Source organism: Nostoc sp. C052, from assembly GCF_013393905.1.
GTDB lineage: Bacteria > Cyanobacteriota > Cyanobacteriia > Cyanobacteriales > Nostocaceae > Nostoc.
On record NZ_CP040272.1, the window covers coordinates 1589505 to 1606820 of the forward strand.

The 17316-nt window shown below is 40.5% G+C and carries 15 protein-coding genes; 7 read left to right on the forward strand and 8 right to left on the reverse strand.

From position 1 onward, the window contains the following. The 4 genes from FD723_RS06400 (at window position 1) to hpsP (ending at window position 4802) form a co-directional block, all read left to right on the forward strand. A complete protein-coding gene (locus tag FD723_RS06400; RefSeq protein WP_179064571.1) occupies window positions 1–1152 on the forward strand; it encodes a glycosyltransferase family 4 protein in 1152 nt (383 codons plus the stop codon). A 265-nt stretch (window positions 1153–1417) separates the two neighbouring features. Next, window positions 1418–2398, forward strand: a complete 981-nt coding sequence (gene hpsN, locus FD723_RS06405; protein WP_179064572.1) for a hormogonium polysaccharide biosynthesis glycosyltransferase HpsN — start codon at window positions 1418–1420, stop codon at window positions 2396–2398. 31 nt (window positions 2399–2429) lie between these two features. Continuing rightward, complete coding sequence (gene hpsO, locus FD723_RS06410) at window positions 2430–3605, forward strand: hormogonium polysaccharide biosynthesis glycosyltransferase HpsO (RefSeq protein WP_179064573.1); 1176 nt, start codon at window positions 2430–2432, stop codon at window positions 3603–3605. A 24-nt stretch (window positions 3606–3629) separates the two neighbouring features. After that, window positions 3630–4802: a hormogonium polysaccharide biosynthesis glycosyltransferase HpsP gene (hpsP, locus tag FD723_RS06415; protein WP_179064574.1), complete on the forward strand. Its 1173-nt coding sequence runs from the start codon at window positions 3630–3632 to the stop codon at window positions 4800–4802. Window positions 4803–4804: 2 nt separating this feature from the next. Here the strand turns inward: hpsP and FD723_RS06420 are convergent, their stop codons facing one another. Further along, window positions 4805–5518 carry a hypothetical protein gene (locus FD723_RS06420; RefSeq protein ID WP_179064575.1) on the reverse strand — a complete coding sequence of 238 codons (714 nt, stop codon included), beginning with the start codon at window positions 5516–5518 and terminating at the stop codon, window positions 4805–4807. Between the two features lie 257 nt (window positions 5519–5775). Between FD723_RS06420 and FD723_RS06425 the strand changes: the two genes are divergently transcribed. After that, on the forward strand, window positions 5776–6411 hold the full coding sequence (locus FD723_RS06425) for a peroxiredoxin (RefSeq protein ID WP_179064576.1): 636 nt from the start codon (window positions 5776–5778) through the stop codon (window positions 6409–6411). A 110-nt stretch (window positions 6412–6521) separates the two neighbouring features. Then, window positions 6522–7106, forward strand: coding sequence for a Uma2 family endonuclease (locus FD723_RS06430; RefSeq protein ID WP_179064577.1), 585 nt, complete (start codon window positions 6522–6524; stop codon window positions 7104–7106). 8 nt (window positions 7107–7114) lie between these two features. Here FD723_RS06430 and rppB read toward each other — a convergent pair whose 3' ends face one another. The 7 genes from rppB to FD723_RS06465 form a co-directional block, all read right to left on the reverse strand. After that, on the reverse strand, window positions 7115–8506 hold the full coding sequence (gene rppB / locus FD723_RS06435) for a two-component system sensor histidine kinase RppB (protein WP_179064578.1): 1392 nt from the start codon (window positions 8504–8506) through the stop codon (window positions 7115–7117). Next, the gene (rppA, locus tag FD723_RS06440; protein ID WP_179064579.1) at window positions 8493–9197 is read right to left on the reverse strand and encodes a two-component system response regulator RppA; all 705 of its coding nucleotides are present in this window, start codon (window positions 9195–9197) and stop codon (window positions 8493–8495) included. The genes rppB and rppA overlap by 14 nt, the downstream gene beginning before the upstream one ends. An 85-nt stretch (window positions 9198–9282) precedes the next feature. After that, window positions 9283–9762, reverse strand: a complete 480-nt coding sequence (locus tag FD723_RS06445; protein ID WP_256875093.1) for a hypothetical protein — start codon at window positions 9760–9762, stop codon at window positions 9283–9285. A gap of 245 nt (window positions 9763–10007) precedes the next feature. Further along, the gene (locus tag FD723_RS06450) at window positions 10008–10493 is read right to left on the reverse strand and encodes a hypothetical protein (RefSeq protein ID WP_179064580.1); all 486 of its coding nucleotides are present in this window, start codon (window positions 10491–10493) and stop codon (window positions 10008–10010) included. Window positions 10494–10554: 61 nt separating this feature from the next. Then, window positions 10555–13671 carry an efflux RND transporter permease subunit gene (locus tag FD723_RS06455; protein WP_179064581.1) on the reverse strand — a complete coding sequence of 1039 codons (3117 nt, stop codon included), beginning with the start codon at window positions 13669–13671 and terminating at the stop codon, window positions 10555–10557. Next, window positions 13671–15287 carry an efflux RND transporter periplasmic adaptor subunit gene (locus tag FD723_RS06460; RefSeq protein ID WP_179064582.1) on the reverse strand — a complete coding sequence of 539 codons (1617 nt, stop codon included), beginning with the start codon at window positions 15285–15287 and terminating at the stop codon, window positions 13671–13673. The genes FD723_RS06455 and FD723_RS06460 overlap by 1 nt, the downstream gene beginning before the upstream one ends. 281 nt (window positions 15288–15568) lie before the next feature. Next, window positions 15569–16267, reverse strand: coding sequence for a DUF305 domain-containing protein (locus tag FD723_RS06465; RefSeq protein ID WP_218651802.1), 699 nt, complete (start codon window positions 16265–16267; stop codon window positions 15569–15571). Window positions 16268–16659: 392 nt separating this feature from the next. Here FD723_RS06465 and FD723_RS06470 point away from each other — a divergent pair, with 392 nt between their 5' ends. Beyond that, window positions 16660–17067 carry a hypothetical protein gene (locus FD723_RS06470; protein WP_179064584.1) on the forward strand — a complete coding sequence of 136 codons (408 nt, stop codon included), beginning with the start codon at window positions 16660–16662 and terminating at the stop codon, window positions 17065–17067. The last annotated feature ends 249 nt before the right edge of the window (window positions 17068–17316 follow it).

Consider the following 17316-nt stretch of genomic DNA (forward strand, 5'->3'; position numbering starts at 1 on the left):
ATGGCAAAAATTATCGTATGCGGTCAGAACCACATCAGAACTCCTAACTTACCGCGTAATTCTAGGCATACACTACTCCAACTCAAATCTTTTCCTACAGGCAGATATCCGATCGAAAAACTTTGGTATCCTTTAGCAAGCTTTCTGCCTTGGCAACCTTTATGGGGAAAATACCACGCTATTCATTCTTTCAACAGAATTGTATATACAAATAAGCCTTGGTTTCTCACATTTGAAGATCATCGGGTTTTATATAGGAATCCTAAAAATAAACAAGAGGCAATAGTTTATGACTTATTAAACAATCGTTTAGCGCTAGACAATTGTCAAAAACTGATAGCTATATCAGATTATGCAAAGCTGAGATTTATTAACCGGATAAAAGGCTGGAAAACGGAAGAAAAATTAACTGATAAATTGGATGTAATTCATCCAAATTTTACTACTAGAGTCGATCAACCGAAAGCTTATCAACCAGACCAAAATTTACAGCTTGTTTTCGTCGGGCATCACATTGCTAGAAAAGGTGGAGTTGTCGCTTTAAGGCTAGCAAAGAAAGCTGAAAAACTAGGTTTACCTCTTACCATCCATATCATATCAGGACTGGGACATGGTTCAGGAGTACCTACAGATTTCCCCGATACCACCAAATATCTGGAAGATTTAAAGCTACTAAATTTAAATAACGTTGTTTTTCACAAATATATTCCTAATGATAAAGTTATTGAGTTACTATTGCAAAGCCATTTTCAATTAATGGCTACGCTACACGATACTTATGGCTTTAGCATCATCGAAGGATTTTCTGTTGCCACCCCTGTAATTACAACAAATGTATGTGCCTTACCAGAGTTTGTCCGTCACGGTGAAAATGGCTATATTTTAGAATTGCCAATTAATGAAATTAGGCACTGGAGTGATTGGATGTATGGGGAGAAAACCAAAAGTAATGAATATTGGGAAATTCTTGATAGTACTTATGACTATTTAGCAGAGAAAGCATTGGAACAAATCATCCAATTTCTTGATAGAACCGATAAACAAGAACACTATGAATTTTTAAGTGCAGGAGCATTAGCTCAAGCCCAAATTGTGCATAACTCTGAAAAGCAAAATGAGTTATTTGATAATCTCTATGCCGCAGCAGTATGAAAAGTGCTGAGTTCCTAGTGCTGAGATGAAAGACATTACTCACCGGAGCTATACAAACCAAACCCACCTCCGTAGGTTAAAAACTCTTGATTTTCTCTTAGTCCACGGAGGTGGACTAAGTTTTGTGTAGTAGCGCATTCTATTCGCCTAATACTTTTCAAACATCCTCTAATGCACTATTTTAAGCTCGCCACGCCACTACAAAACTAGAAAATTAATTTTTACAAGGCTATTATAGAAGTAGTAAAATTACTTAAAAAAACTCATGAATAATTGGCCATTAATTACTGTAGTCATTCCGACTTACGGGCGGGAGGAAGCGCTACGAGATAGCATTGTGGATGTATTAAAACAGGATTATCCCAATTTTGAAGTTTTAGTTGTAGACCAAACTCCAAAGCATCAACCAGAAATTCAAGCCTACCTAGAAGAGATGGCGGATGCAGCTAAAATTAAATGGTTGCGCTTAGATTGGGCGAGTTTGCCAGGGGCGCGAAATTATGCTGTTCGCCGCTCATCTGGTGAAATAATATTATTTATTGATGATGACGTTCAGCTAACCCCTGGATTGTTAGCAGCCCATGCGAAAAATTATTTGCAAAATCCAGAAGTGGGGGCTGTTGCTGGACGGGTATTTGACAGAATGAAATTAGGTGATTCTGGAGGAGATTTAGAGATTGAATATCTGCCTCCCGAAGCTATGGACCCAGGAATTGCCTGGTATCATATTGATTTAGTACATACCACCAAACCCCAGCAAGTTTTGACAACAAGGGGTTGCAATATGTCATTTCGCCGCGAAATCTTTACTAAGTACGGACTAAGGTTTGATGAAAGGTTTCGTGGTAGTGCAGTACGCGAAGAGTCAGATTTTTGTTTGCGGGTGCGACAAACAGGGTATAAAATTTGGTACGACCCAGAAGCCCATTTAGTACATTTAGGCGAAGAAACAGGGGGTTGTCATGATATTAGTATGCGATCGCTCAAATATCAACTCACCTTTTATCACAACCATTTCCTACTAGGGCTGAAAAACCTGACTGCAACTCAAGCTTTACGCCTATACGCCCGTTTATTTGACTGTCACGTTCTAGGACGACCACCTTGCCATAAAAGCGGTTCACCTATCAAAATTGCTACTCGCGCTATTTTCTACACTTTGGGTTTTTTCAAAGCCTTGGGTACTGTCATCCAATCAATATGGAACGATGGTCAAGTTTACAGTCGATTAGATGAACAAGTTTAGGCATTAGTCATTAGTGAATAACAAAGGATAAATGAAAATTTTAGTTGCTAGTCATACTTATATCGTAGACCTCAACTGTGAAAAATTACGCACTTTATCTCAATTAGAACCCGATATTGAAGTGACAGTTGTAGTTCCAAAGCGCTGGAAACCAGGTGGCGTCCAAAACAGAATTATTGAAACTGAATACCGTGATGAAGGCACATTTAAAATAGTTCCAGTTTCTAACTTTAGTCAAAATCACCAAGGACTTCTGACCTTTGGTGCTGACTTGATATCTTTATTAAAACAATTTCGTCCCCAAATCATCCAGGTAGAGCAAGGGTCTAGAGCCTTAGCCTATACTCAAATGATTGCCTTAAATCAGCTATTAGGACTGAAGGCAAAAAATTTATTTTTTACCTGGTGGAATCTTCCATATAATCTCAAACCACCAATTGCTTTATTAGAAAAATATAACCTCAATCACAGCCACGGCATTATTTCTGGCAATCAGGATGGCGCAGAAGTTTTGCGAGAACGGGGATATCAAGGAGCAATTAAAGTTATGCCACAACTGGGCGTAGATGAAAGTCTATTTACTCCCAAAAACCAACCAGAGTTGGCAGCTAAATTTGGCATTGAAAAAGAAGATTTTGTGGTGGGTTTTGTTGGACGATTTGTGCAAGAAAAGGGTTTATTGACACTTTTACAAGCCTTAATCACCTTGAAAAATAAACCTTGGAAATTACTCTTGCTGGGTCGGGGAGAGTTGCAAAGTGAATTAATTAAGATAGCAGCAGAAAACAATATTAAAGAACGGTTTATTTTGATAGAAAGTGTTCCTCATGACGAGGTGACAAATTATATCAATTTAATGAGTACTTTAGTATTACCTTCAGAAACAACTTACAAGTTTAAAACCTTAACTTCTGTTGGCTGGAAAGAACAATTTGGTCATGTGCTAATTGAAGCGATGGCTTGCCAAGTACCTGTAATTGGTTCTGATTCTGGTGAAATTCCCTATGTAATTGGCGATGCTGGTTTAGTGTTTCCTGAAGGTGATGTTCAAGCTCTTGCTAATTGCTTAGTTCAATTAATGGATCAACCAGATTTTGCTCATAATCTTGGTGAAATGGGTTATCAAAAAGCAATGATTAAATATACAAATAAAGCTTTGGCTAAACAGCAATTAGAGTTTTATCAAGAGTTGGTCATTGGTCATTAGTCATTGATCATTAGCAAATAAAAAATGAAAATATTACAAATTGTTCCCTCAATTTCTTTGATTTACGGCGGCCCCAGTCAAATGGTACTAGGGCTAGCGCCAGCATTGGTAAAAGAGGGAGTGGAAGTTACAATTCTGACAACTGATAGTAATGGCGATAATGGTCAAAGACCTCTGGATGTTCCTTTAAATCGCCCAATTAAACAAGATGGCTATGAAATAATTTACTTTCGTTGCGCCCCGTTTCGTCGCTACAAATTTTCCCTAGATTTATTAAACTGGCTAAAACGTCATGCTCACGAGTTTGACATCGCACATATTCATGCTTTATTCTCGCCTATAATTAGTGCTGCTGCTATTGTGTGTCGTCAGCAGAAGCTACCTTATATTTTCCGCCCTTTGGGTACTCTCGATCCGGCTGATTTACGGAAGAAAAAGCAATTAAAACAGCTTTATGTGGCAATTATAGAACGTCAAAATTTAGCTAGTGCCGCAGCAATTCATTTTACCAGCGATCAAGAAGCTAAAATATCAGAACGATTTGGAGTCTCTACGCCAGATTTGGTAATTCCTTTAGGTGTAATTCCCCCGCAATCTCGTCTGACAAATATATGTAGTCAATTAGAAATACCAAAAGACGTACCTTTAGTACTGTTTATGTCACGCATTGACCCAAAAAAGGGGTTAAATTTGTTGATTCCAGCGCTAGAAAAACTATTAGGGGTTGGTTATAAGTTTCATTTTGTCTTAGCTGGGACAAATCCTCAAGATCCAGATTACGAACAAAAGATAATTTCCCAAATTCAAAATTCACCACTGCGATCGCACACTACAATTACGGGCTTTGTCACTGGTGAACTTAAAGTTAGTTTACTACAAGCTGCCGATTTATTTGTCTTGCCTTCCTACTACGAAAATTTTGGGATTGCTGTAGCTGAAGCGATGGTAGCAGGTGTACCCGTAGTCATTTCTGACCAAGTGCATATTTGTCAACAGATACGTGATAGTGAGTCGGGTTGGGTAGGTGCAACAGATGTGCAAGTATTGGTAGAGTTACTGCAAGAAGCTTTGCAAAATCCCGCAGAACGCCAACGACGGGGATTAAACGCCCAAAAATATGCCTTAGAAAATTTTAGCTGGGATGCGATCGCAAAGCAAACAATCCAAGCTTACGAGAAAATTCTGACGAATAAATGAATTTAACCCAACGCAGACAATAGCAGTTTTTGCCAAATAGGTGCTAGAACTGCTTTGACAACAATATCCGCAATCACAAAACCAATCCCAATCAACATATAAGTTTTCGGAAAGGGAGATTTCGGAACTTCGCCTCTGATGCGAGTTAATAGATTTAATCCTAATGCAGCTAAAGCCACCCCAGTGGCAATAAACCCGATTATCCGCAAAATTGACCACGGATACCACCCTAAAATAGCTGCTAACCAAGGTTTAACACTCATTTTCACTAATTCAGCAACATAAAAATTCATGTAGTTCAGCATCCAAGTGCCGAATATCAATGCCGCACTACTTAAGGTGACAACGCAGAGAATACAAAAAATTCCGTATTGCCATAAATGGTCTGGTAAAAATAAACTGATTGTTCCTTCCATACCTTCTCCTGTGCGAATCCAGTGGAACATCTCTGTAGTGTATGACTGTCCACGGAGGATGACTTTTGCGGCTGTTTCTGGTGCGATCGCTGTTGCTACAATTACGGCAATACTCTGCAATACTCCCCAAAGTAACATCCACCAAAAAGCACTTTTATATTGTTGACGACGCACTTGTAAAAAGAAAATAGGATACGGGACAGCAGCACCCAAAATCGGCATTAACCAGGGAACTCCAAAAACAAAGCTTGCAAATGTACTGAGAATAACACCACTAAGTAAAAAGATTACTATCATCATCAGTAAAAGGGAATGGGAATTGGGGACTGGGAATTGGGAAAGAAGACACTATCTTCTTCATCGGTCTGATAAAGAGTCTCATTACCCCAATACTTAGTCCCTTTTATTAATTTTTACTTCTCTCTTGTACTTTATCTGAGAGTGCTGACAACCTAAAATTTTGTTTCAAACCGCTAAAGCCCGATTGGGGAATGGGGGTTTTATGGGATGATAGCATACTAGAATATATATGCCTTTCTAACTACAGGGAATCTCACATGGTTCGTCTAGGTGACACAGTACCAAACTTTACGCAAGCCTCAACATACGGCGACATCGATTTTTACGAATGGGCAGGTGACAGCTGGGTTGTGCTGTTTTCTCACCCTGCTGATTTTACACCTGTTTGTACAACAGAACTCGGCACAGTTGCCAAGCTAAAACCAGAATTTGACAAGCGCAATGTCAAAGCGATCGCACTTAGCGTTGATAACGTTGAATCTCACAAAGGCTGGGTGGGAGACATTGAAGAAACTCAAAGCACCACCCTTAACTACCCAATTTTGGCGGATGCAGATCGCAAAGTTTCCGATCTGTACGACATGATCCACCCCAATGCTAATGCGGCGGTGACAGTGCGATCGGTGTTCGTGATTGACCCTAACAAGAAACTCCGTCTCACTTTCACCTATCCTCCCAGTACGGGACGCAACTTTGATGAACTTTTGCGGGTGATTGATTCTCTGCAATTGACTGATAATTACAGTGTGGCGACACCAGCTGACTGGAAAGATGGAGAGGATGTTGTAATTGTCCCCTCACTGAAAGATCCAGAAGTACTCAAACAGAAATTCCCCAAAGGTTACGAGGAAGTAAAACCCTATCTGCGTCTAACTCCTCAGCCTAACAAGTAAATCTGAAAATGATTTCGTGCATTAGACGCAAAGTTATATCTTGGCGTCTTTTCTTATTTGCGTGAGAATATAGTCAGTTGGCTAGGCATCCGAACCTGGAGGAAATCCCGATGTTTTCATCTCCTTTGGTTTTGCAAATTCCGTCATCAATGCAAATGACAGACGAACAATTTTTTGAGTTCTGTCAGGTGAATCGTGATTTACGCATTGAGCGAAATAAATTTGGAGAGATATCAATTATGCCGCCTACAGGTGGAACAACAGGCAACCGTGGAGGCAACATCTTTGGGCAACTGTGGGTGTGGTCGGAACAAGATAGTACAGGTATAACTTTTGACTCTAGTACTGGATTTAAACTATCAACAGGTGCAAACAGATCGCCAGATGCTTCTTGGATTAAACTAGAACGGTGGAATTCTCTGTCTCCAAAACAACAAGAAAAGTTTGTACCCATTTGTCCAGATTTTGTAGTCGAACTCAAATCTCCTAGCGACAACCTCCAAACTTTGAAAGAAAAAATGGAGGAATATATGAATGAGCCAGGAATACAGTTAGGCTGGTTGATCGACCGTAAGCAGCGTAAAGTTTATATTTATCGTCCTGGATTGCCAGAGGAATGTTTAGATAATCCTGCGACTGTTGGCGGCGAGTCGGTATTGCCTGGGTTTATTTTGAATATGAGTAAAGTTTGGTAAAATAATTTTTATTTAAATTTACGCTGGCGACGATACAGCAATTTAAATTGGGAAATTGGCGTGACATCTAAGGGTAATTGAATAGTAAAAGTGCTGCCTTTACCTAACTGACTCTGCACATTTAAACTACCTTGGTGTGACTGAATAATTGCCTGAGCGATCGCTAATCCTAATCCAGAACCGCCAGTTTTACGAGAGCGATCGCTATTTACTCGGTAAAAGCGATCAAAAATCCGAGTCAGTTCTTGGTGAGGAATACCAATACCTGTATCTTGAACCTGAATCACAGCATAATTTTCACTGCGATCTAAGACAACAGTCACCTTTCCAGATTGTGGCGTGTATTGAATTGCATTGATAATTAAATTAGAAACCAGACGATAAAGCTGGTCAGAATCACCTATGATATTCAGAGGTTGTTCGACTTGGATTGCAGATATGAGGGTTACTTTAGCCGAAAAGGCGATCGCTGCAAATTCCTCTATTAAGTCGTTGACAATATCATTTAAGCAACAGAGTTCATGTCGTAATGGGATATTTTGCCGATCTAAACGAGCTAACAGGAGTAAATCAACAACTAAAGAAGTAAGTCGATGATTCTGACGGTTTATAGTTTGTAGAATGTCCTGCGCTTCGATTTCATCCAATTTCGGCATTAACAATGCTGATTCCACCGTTGCTTGTGTTGCAGCTAAAGGTGTTCGCAACTCATGTGCAACATCGGCTGTAAATTGTTGGATTTGTCTATAAGATTGATAAATAGGTTGCATTGCTAATCCTGCTAACCACCAACTAGCAAAACTAACTACAACCATCGTTGTAGGTAATCCCACGACTAAAATTAATTTCACAGCATCCAGATAACTATTGAAATCTTCCAGACTTCGCCCGACTTGGATGTATCCCCAATCACGATTGTCTTGAGTGTGCAGTCCAAAGGAAATTTGGTGGTATGGCTTGCCTTTGCTATCTTTTATCGTTTGCCAAAGTTCCTTGTTAAAGACTAGAGAAAGTTCATCTGGATGAGAACCTGCGATCGCAATCAAGCGTCCTGAATTATCAAAAAAACGTACATAGTAGTAGCCTTGATGGATGGCGCTGAGAATATGCTTTTTAGAACTTGACTGCTGTTGAATGCAGCTTTCTCCAATTACACAAATATTTGGTAACAGCTGCTGTACAACTGGTTCAATGTGTCCAGGTTGCTTTAGTTTCAGTTCGATACTGTCGTGTATTGTTCCCGCAACAGATTCCAATTCTCGGTCTAATGCTACCCAATGAGCATGGGATACAGCTTTGTAGACACCGAATCCGCATAGGCTTAAAATCACAGCCATAACAACCGCATACCACAGAGCCAAACGAATGCGGGTTAGGTTAAAGAGTTTATTTTGATTCATCGGCGAGATTAAGACGATATCCCACACCATGCATAGTTTCAATGGGGTTCCCACAGCCACTATTAGCTAATCTGCGGCGCAGCAAACGTATTTGAGCCGCCACCACATTACTAACGGGTTCTGCACTCACCTCCCAAAGCTGATTGCGAATCTGTTCAGTTGTGACAATTTGGTGCGGGTGCTTCATAAAATACTCTAGTAGCTGGAATTCTTTATTAGTTAAAGGAATAACCTGTTTATCCCCTTGATGGTTGTGACTGACAACCATGCTGTTACTGTAATCAAGAGTCAGGTTGCCAACAGTTAATTCCTTGGATTGAAATTGGGGCGATCGCCTCTGCAAAGCGCGCAACCGCGCCAACAATTCCGCCATACCAAAGGGCTTCACGAGATAATCATCAGCACCCGCATCCAGCCCAGCAACTTTATCTTCCATCCGATCTTTAGCTGTCAGCATCAAAACTGGCAGAGGATTACGTCGTATTCGTAGGCGACTACACAGTTCTAGCCCAGACAATCCTGGCAACATCCAATCGATAATAGCCAAAGTATACTGCGTCCACTGGTTTTCTAGATAATCCCATGCTTCATCACCATCTAAAACCCAGTCAACTACATATTTTTCCAGATTCAAGGTACGCTTAATTGCCGAACCCAAATCAGGCTCATCTTCGACTAGCAGGACTCTCATATAATTTACCAGCCAACGATTAATTAATATCTCTTAAATTGATATTCTGAGAACCGCCTTTACCTCATCAAGGTTTAAAAATCTATCAAAAGTAGATTCGAAACTGGGCTACACCTACAGGAATTTCTGCATCACTACCAACAAATTTAGCAGAAACTCGGTAGAGCCAAGCATTTGAAGTTCCTTTTCGGTTTACTCTATTCAGATCAATATTGAGTATATTCGCAGGGGCAACAACTTGGGCGAAAGCGATCGCAATCTTGTTACCGTTAACAGTGGTATTTGCCTGAATCTTTCGACCAGATTGATCAGAAATACTGAAATCATTTTTTACAGTTAAACCCGGTGGAACATCGATATTTATTTGGGTAATAGCACTACTATTTTGAGGATTTTCCAATTTGAAAGTATGCCGAATAATTCCCCATTTAGTCTGAGGAAATTGCACTGTGCTAAGAATATGAGGAAAACTCTTGGTATCTGGTATTTGACTGGCATAGACAGCAGAAAATGAAGCTGTAAGTGTCAAACTAACCGCAGCTGTGAAAATGAATCTTTTCAGCATTTCAAATCTCTCATAAATCAATCTTGTTAATCTAGTCTCAGACTCATTTTTAAAAATAAATCTTCTATTAACTAGCTTGACAGAGACAGATGAAATCAAGATGAAATTTGGGTACGTCCTAATACGGTTTAGTTCAGGTTGAAACTTTTTGTGAAAGTGAATTTTCATTAACGAACCGCATTCGCGTTAGCGTCTCGTAGAGAAGGGAGAAGGACGCAAAGAGAAACAAGCAAATGCTTACAGATTTACTTATTAAAACTAAAACGACCGTCTACTTTTTTGCCATCAACATCCACAAGTATCTTCACTTGATATTGACCAGAAGATTTTTCTGGCAGCAAAACATTATAGTGTTTACCTTCTTTGTCATAAGTAAGGTTTAAAGTTTTCTGACCTCCATCAGGTGTTTGAACTTTTGCCTTCACTTTAGCATTAGATATTGCTTCGTGATTGTCGCCTTTTAGCAAATATAAATCTATATGAGTTCCATTAGCTTCTTTCTCAGGGACAAACTCTAAATGATAGGCTCCTTTCTCTACAACTTGACCTCCTTTAGATTCACCATGCTGGGTAGATGTTTTGGCAACAGGTGAAGCTGGAGAATTGGCACTTGAGGTAGAAATAGCTGGACTTTTTTCTGTATTAGCTGCTTGATTACTATTACTACAAGCTCCCAAAAAAAACAGCCCTACACTTCCTATAATAATTAAGCTTGATTTTAGTGAAATCATTGATTTACTCCGTATTGAAACAATTAATAGCTAAGACGTAAAAAATAGAAAATCTTATTCATTATACTGGGTATTTGGCTACATCAAGATTTTGTAAAAGCATAGTATTTTTAGGAACCAAAAACTTCCTAAACTGAGAATACAAAGCTGGAATAACTAACAGAGTTAATGCTGTAGAGGTAAATAAGCCGCCCAAAACTACTATCGAAAGGGGTTGCAAAATTTCTTTACCAGGCCCACTGTCAACTACTAATGGTGCTAACCCCAAAGCTGAGGTGAAAGCTGTCATCAAAATAGCGTTAAGCCGTTCCATTGAACCTTTAATAAGCACTTCTTTAAGAGGCATCCTTTCAGTAAATTTGGTATTGTAATTATCTACGAGTAGTAAACCGTTACGAGTGGCAACTCCAAATAGAGTGATAAAGCCAACTAAGGAAGCAATAGAAATCACTCCGTTTGTTAAAGCTACTGAAAATACTCCTCCCACCAATGCCAAAGGTAAGTTAATCATAATCATGATGGTAGAAGGGATAGATTTGACTGAAAGATACATAATTACTGTAATGACAACAAAGGCGATCGCACTGGAAATCAAGATATTCTGAGTGGCTCGTTCTTGCGCCTCAAATTGCCCTGCATATTGAATATAGTAACCAGACGGAGGATGCACTTGTTGGTTAACTTTGTCTCGAATTTCGTTGACAATGGAACGCAAATCTCTACCGTTAGCATTAGCAGAAACAACAATCAAGCGGGAAACATTTTCCCGGTTAATCGTATTTGAACCTGTGCCATTGTTAATTATGGCAACTTGTGATAGAGGAATTTTTTGACCACTAGGAGTATCAACTAATAAATTGCCAATGGTATCCAAACTTTGACGTGCATCTGGTTTTAACCACACAACTAAGTCAAAAGTTTGTTGTTTCTCCAAAACTTGAGAAACTACTTTTCCGTTGAGAGCAGTTTCAATAATTTTAGAAAGTTTTCCTGCTGTTAAACCATATCGAGAAGCAGCTTGACGGTTGAGCTTAATTTGTATTTGTTCGACTGGTATTTGAGGCTCAAGTTGTAAATCAACAATCCCATTAACGGTTTTCATTACTTCATTTACTTGGCTGCCAATGATGCGGAGTTGTTCTAATTCTGAACCGAAAATTTTAACAGCGATCGCACTTCTCACACCAGACAAAACTTCATCCATTTGGTGAGAGATAAAACCACCAATATTCGGTGCTACCCCTGGTAATTTAGCAAACTCTTCCCGCAGCTTTTTAATAGTTTTCTCCCTATCTTCCATCGCTGCTTTGCTCAACTCGATATCCAAATGTCCGAAATTTACCCCTGCTGCATCTGCATCACCAGGCGCACGTCCAGAACGCAACTGTACATAAGGAAATCTAGAGTCTCCCTTCAGCGCGTCTTGAATTGCTTCTCCCGCTGCATTGGTAGCTTCCAAAGATACACCAGGATAAAGAGTGAGGGTATTCACTAAAGTCTGTTCTTGAAATTCTGGTAAAAATACTCTTCCAAAAGAGGGAGCAATCACAGCAGCCGCTACTAAACTGGCAGCAGCTAAGGTTAAAATAATTGCAGAATGTCGTATAGAAAATGCTAAGAGAGGATGATAAAGCTTCTTAAAAAATCTTGCAATCCAAGGCTCCTTTTCTGGCAAGTTACCATAAGGTAATAAGATTGCACATAATGCCGGAGTTACTGTCAACGCTGTGATACTAGAACCGATAACTGCCGCTATATAGCCTAATCCCATTGGGATAAAAATACTACCTTCTACACCAGCTAAAGCAAAAACTGGAGAGAAGACAACTAGGGTGATTATAGTACCTCCAAAAAGTGAATCACGCACCTCTTGACAACCGTAAAATACCACATCTAAAACTGGGGATGGGTTGGAAGAGTATTTATTCTCTCGCAGGTTACGATAGACGTTTTCGGCATCGACAATGGCATCATCAACGGCTGAACCAATTGATACTGCTAATCCTCCTAAGGTCATAGTATTTAAACCTTGTCCTAGCCAATTTAGCAATAGTAATCCTATTAATAAAGATAAGGGTAGGGTAGTTAAGCAAACAGCTAGATTCCGCCAATTCATCAAAAATGGAATCAGGATAAGTGCAACAATAATACTGCCTTCAGTCAAAGCTTCTCGAACATTGTCAATTGAAGAATCAATATAGTTTTCTTGTCGGAATGTAGGAGTTATATTAATATCTTTGGGTAAGCCAGATTTTACTTCTGACATCGCCGCTTCTATGGCACGGGTAACAGTAGGAGTATCGGCTTGAGACTGTTTATTAATCATCACAATAATTGCCTTTTGACCGTTAAAACTGCCATCACCCCGTTTGATAGCTGCACCAATTTGGACATCAGCGACATCAGATATTTTTACAGGTGTACCATTGCGGGCAGTAATTACTGACTGTTGTAAGTCTTCAATAGATTCAATCCGTCCAATACCTCGAATTAATTTTTCGCGATCGCGGGTAATTAAATAACCGCCCGGTGCATTAACATTGGCAGCAGATACGGCTTCCTGCACATCTTCTAAAGTGACATTAAAGGCTTGTAACTTATCTGGATCAATTAATACTTGATATTGGCGAGTATCGCCACCATAGGCTACAACCTGGCTAACACCTGGAACAGCTAAAAGGTGATTTGTTACTTGCCAATCGACAATGCGCCGTACTTCCATCAAAGGAGTGTTTTCAGAAGTAAAGGCGTATTCCAGTACAGTACCGATGGGGGAACTGGTAGGGGAAATTTGCGGCGTTTCCACTCCTTCAGGAAGCTTACCAGAACTTTGTTGTAATCGCTCTGTTACCAATTGGCGAGCTTGATAGATATCGCTTCCCCAATTAAAAATTACTTTAACAACGGAGACTCCTGACGCACTAGAAGAACGTACTGCTGTTACTCCTGGAGTACCGTTAATTGCGCTTTCAATTGGTAAAGTTACTAAAGATTCAACTTCTTCTGGTGCTAATCCTGGTGCTTCAGTTTGAATTTCAACTTGGGGTGGTGCAAAGGTAGGGAAAACATCCAACGGCATTTGAATAATTGTCCGAAATATCCAAAGTGTTAGGACAACTGCACCCAGGATAACTAACCAACGACGGGCGATCGCCCATTTAATAATCGCACTCAGCATTATTCTTTCTGAATCTTAATTTCTGAATCTTCACTCGCTGTCCGATGATTATCAACCCATTCTTCTGATGGATCTACTTGTATAGAACTGGCTAGTTGAAGTTGATTGGTGCGACGACTAGACCAAAAAGCACCTGCGATAAAAGCGATCGCGGCTAATGCTGCTCCTGCTGCCAGTAATGCTGGCTCTCTTGTAGCCTGTATAGGGGTTTCCGGGTGTTCGTCTACTTTTGGCTTAGTATTACCACGCAAAGACTGAGCATAAAGTTGAGGCGATCGCACTGTCACGATCAAATCGTCCTCGAATAAGCCAGTTTTGACCTCAACCATATCCCCAAAGGTTTGACCTAAAGTAACTTCAATAGGCTGATAGGCGTTGCCATTTTGTACATAAACCTGTTGTTTGCCATTGGCTTCAACTACAGCCGCGCTCTTAATTGCTAATATGGCTGGTGATACTTGGTTTGTAACAACTTCTAATTCTGCAAACATTCCTGGTTTTAGCACTCCACCAGAATTCTTTAGTTCAGCTTGCACCGGTACGACTCGCGTTTCCCCTTCCACCACAGAACCAATTCGGGTAATTCGTCCGATGAAGGTACTCTTAGGTATGGAAGCAACTTTGACCCTTACCTGTTGACCATTTCTTACCTGATTCAAATCTTTTTCATAAATATTCGCGGTGGCAAAAACGCGACTGTCATTGATAATTGTCATCAACTTCCCACCTGCATCCTCAAATGATTGACCGAGGGTAACTTCCCTGTCGGCAACTTTGCCGGAAATTGGAGATGTCACGGTAACAAGTCCTTGAGTATTGGCGCGGGTTCCCAATTGAGAAAGCCGAGTTTGATAAATACTATTACTTAGTCGGATACGAGATTTTGCGACCTGAACGGCGGAATCAGCGCGTTTTAGCTGATTTTCTGCCTCAATAACGTCCCGACGACTAGCAGCTTTCGCAAGGTCTGCTTTGGCTTGAGCTAACTGAGTTTCGGATTCAAGAGCATTACGACGTGGTAAAGCGCCAGCATTAACTAACCGTTGATCTTGGTTAAACTTTTCTTCAGCATAAGCCACTTGACTCTGTGCTTGAGCTATTTCAGCTGCGGCTATTTGTTGATAGCGATCGCGGTTTTGTTCAGCTAGCCTTAAATCAGCCTGCGCTTGCTGTAAATCAGCCTGACCTTGAGCAAGCTTTTCCTGAGAATTAACCCGCATTTCCACTAGTTCAGGACTGAATAAAATAGCAACTGGTTGACCTTTTTTGACCATAACACCAGGTTCCACCAATAACTCAACCACTTTTGCTTTAGAAATTGGCGTATTTACTTCCACTTTTTGGCTAGGTAGAGTTTCAATCTGTCCAGTAGTTTTAATCCCAACAGCTAGCTGCTGGCGTTTGACAGGTTCAACTTTAATTCCTAGCCGTTTAGATGTTTCGGCATCAACTTGAATAGAATTAGTAGCACCTGTTGTTTCACTTCCTCCTTGAAACTCATTTCCGTGTCCGGCGTGAGCTAAAACAACTGCGGGACTAGCAAGTAACAAAACACTGAAAAATGTCCCAGAAACACAGCGAATAGCTGTAAATGCCTGGGAATAGGAGTTAGGCATCGCTATCACAAATTCTTTGGATACAGAAGCAGAGAAAATACAATGGTTCGGTTTCACTACCCAGTCTTTCATTGAGAAATGAAATTAGGATGAAATTGGGTTGCATAGGTGTAGCCCCAATACGGTTCGGTTAAAGGGGAAAGGTTTTGAATACATCCTTTAACCCTTCCCCATTCCCCAGACCACAAGGAAAGTGAAAAATGCTTATCCGAACCGTATTGGGTGTAGCCCGTCGTAAACATCGCTCCTGAAATAACCAAACACCTATCCCGAATTACGAATTACTTGTTGTACCAAGCTTTTCGCCATTGTTGCATTTCTTTAATTTCTATCTCTTGAGCTTTAACAATTTCTTGGGCTAATTTCTTGATTTCAGGGCGCTTAGACTTACTCAAGGCATCTTGCCCCATTGTTACAGCCCCTTGGTGGTGAGGAATCATCGCATTGATAAAGCGCAAATCAAACTCAGCATCAGCCGCACCTAAATCTTGACTCATCATCATGGCTTTCATTTGGTCAGATGACATTTCCATCATGTGCCCCATTTGGCTGTTATAAGCCATTGGTTTATCTCCCGCCTTGGGATACCAAGCTTGTCGCCACTGCTTCATCTGAGTGATTTCTTGGTTTTGTGATTTGATGATGTTGTCTGCTAATTTTTTGATTTCAGGACGTTTTGATTTCTGCTGTGCAACATTCGCCATTTCCACAGCCCCTTGATGGTGGGGTATCATGGCGTCGATAAATCTTAAATCAAAATTAGCATCGGCTGGGCCTAAATCCATTCTCATGCTGTGATTCATCATGCCACTACCGTGGTTCATCATCTGCTTATCGTTAGCATTGGTGGTGTTTCCCTCTGGCGCTTGGCTTTGGATCTGGGAAGCAGCACTAGTACAACCTGTCATTAACCCACCAGTTGAAGCGATCGCACTAAAGGTTAATGCTAAAAAGCCATTCCTCAAAGATAGCAGTTGCATAAGTCTCATATAATAGTTTCCTAATTCTATATTTACTTCTTAGCTTGGCAGCCAGAAGTGAAATTAGGATGAAATCTCAAGATGAAAAGTTGGGTATCTAGTAGTCTGTCAGGCAGGGAAGCATCTCAACGAAAGCAAATATACCAGGCGATTAGAAATCGCGGCTACGCGGACTTAAAGAATTTGAAACCCACCTCCTTGGATTTTGTCTGTATAGGCCAGGGCATGGTGTGTTTTTGCTTAAAAATTATCTTTTTGATACCTCAAAAGATAGAGAACATAACATTATATTTAATTTTAAATCACTTCTAAAGATAGTAGTTCGGAGATAAAAAACAACCTAATCTAGTTGTTGAACTTATTTAATAGATTCTTTAACGAGGACATAAATTATGGCTAATGAAGCAGTTAAGAAAGGTATAGATTCGTCTGATCGGGCTGAAGTAGATACTTACGATCGCGGTATTATTCCAGCAGAAACAGCCGCTCGCATTGAAAGAGAAGGAAATAAGTATAAAACACTCCCCACAGAAGAAGGGGAGGCAGATGCCTCAACCGATGACCAAACCGATCCAGAAAGTATACGCACAACTGATGGCTATACTGTGGACAAAGAAGGTTTGTTGAACAACTATGCAGTTGAACCAGAAATTTACTACGAACAGCCAGGCGATGCACGCCAACAAGCAGCAGAAGAGAGAGCAGAACGTATTGAAGAACTCGGAGAAATTAATCAGGACGAGGAAGGCAAGTTAACAGAAAATAGTGACAATCGGGGTAGAGGGCCAGGAGTAATTTAATTAGGGAACTCCAAGAAATAAATCATCCAATATTGTGGGGTGGGCATCTTGCCCGCCATACCACCCCACGTAGTAGGGGCACAGCATTGCTCATTGGTGTCAATTTAAGCTAAAACTCCTCTAAAACCTCGTTTCCAGCCTCCGGCTGGAAATGCAACTCAAAAGCGGCTCTGCCGCGAGTTCGAGAGGCGGAGCCTCGAAGACGAGCATTCCCAGTCTCCGACTGGGAACGAGGCAATCTAAAAGCTA

Bases quoted from the DNA above. Each gene is read 5' to 3' on its own strand.
- FD723_RS06420 (WP_179064575.1), bottom strand. From the start codon at position 5,518: ATGATGATAGTAATCTTTTTACTTAGTGGTGTTATTCTCAGTACATTT.
- FD723_RS06470 (WP_179064584.1), top strand. From the start codon at position 16,660: ATGGCTAATGAAGCAGTTAAGAAAGGTATAGATTCGTCTGATCGGGCT.
- FD723_RS06425 (WP_179064576.1), top strand. From the start codon at position 5,776: ATGGTTCGTCTAGGTGACACAGTACCAAACTTTACGCAAGCCTCAACA.
- hpsP (WP_179064574.1), top strand. From the start codon at position 3,630: ATGAAAATATTACAAATTGTTCCCTCAATTTCTTTGATTTACGGCGGC.
- FD723_RS06455 (WP_179064581.1), bottom strand. From the start codon at position 13,671: ATGCTGAGTGCGATTATTAAATGGGCGATCGCCCGTCGTTGGTTAGTT.
- hpsN (WP_179064572.1), top strand. From the start codon at position 1,418: ATGAATAATTGGCCATTAATTACTGTAGTCATTCCGACTTACGGGCGG.
- rppA (WP_179064579.1), bottom strand. From the start codon at position 9,197: ATGAGAGTCCTGCTAGTCGAAGATGAGCCTGATTTGGGTTCGGCAATT.
- rppB (WP_179064578.1), bottom strand. From the start codon at position 8,506: ATGAATCAAAATAAACTCTTTAACCTAACCCGCATTCGTTTGGCTCTG.
- FD723_RS06465 (WP_218651802.1), bottom strand. From the start codon at position 16,267: ATGCAACTGCTATCTTTGAGGAATGGCTTTTTAGCATTAACCTTTAGT.
- FD723_RS06400 (WP_179064571.1), top strand. From the start codon at position 1: ATGGCAAAAATTATCGTATGCGGTCAGAACCACATCAGAACTCCTAAC.
- FD723_RS06450 (WP_179064580.1), bottom strand. From the start codon at position 10,493: ATGATTTCACTAAAATCAAGCTTAATTATTATAGGAAGTGTAGGGCTG.
- FD723_RS06430 (WP_179064577.1), top strand. From the start codon at position 6,522: ATGTTTTCATCTCCTTTGGTTTTGCAAATTCCGTCATCAATGCAAATG.
- hpsO (WP_179064573.1), top strand. From the start codon at position 2,430: ATGAAAATTTTAGTTGCTAGTCATACTTATATCGTAGACCTCAACTGT.
- FD723_RS06445 (WP_256875093.1), bottom strand. From the start codon at position 9,762: ATGCTGAAAAGATTCATTTTCACAGCTGCGGTTAGTTTGACACTTACA.
- FD723_RS06460 (WP_179064582.1), bottom strand. From the start codon at position 15,287: ATGCCTAACTCCTATTCCCAGGCATTTACAGCTATTCGCTGTGTTTCT.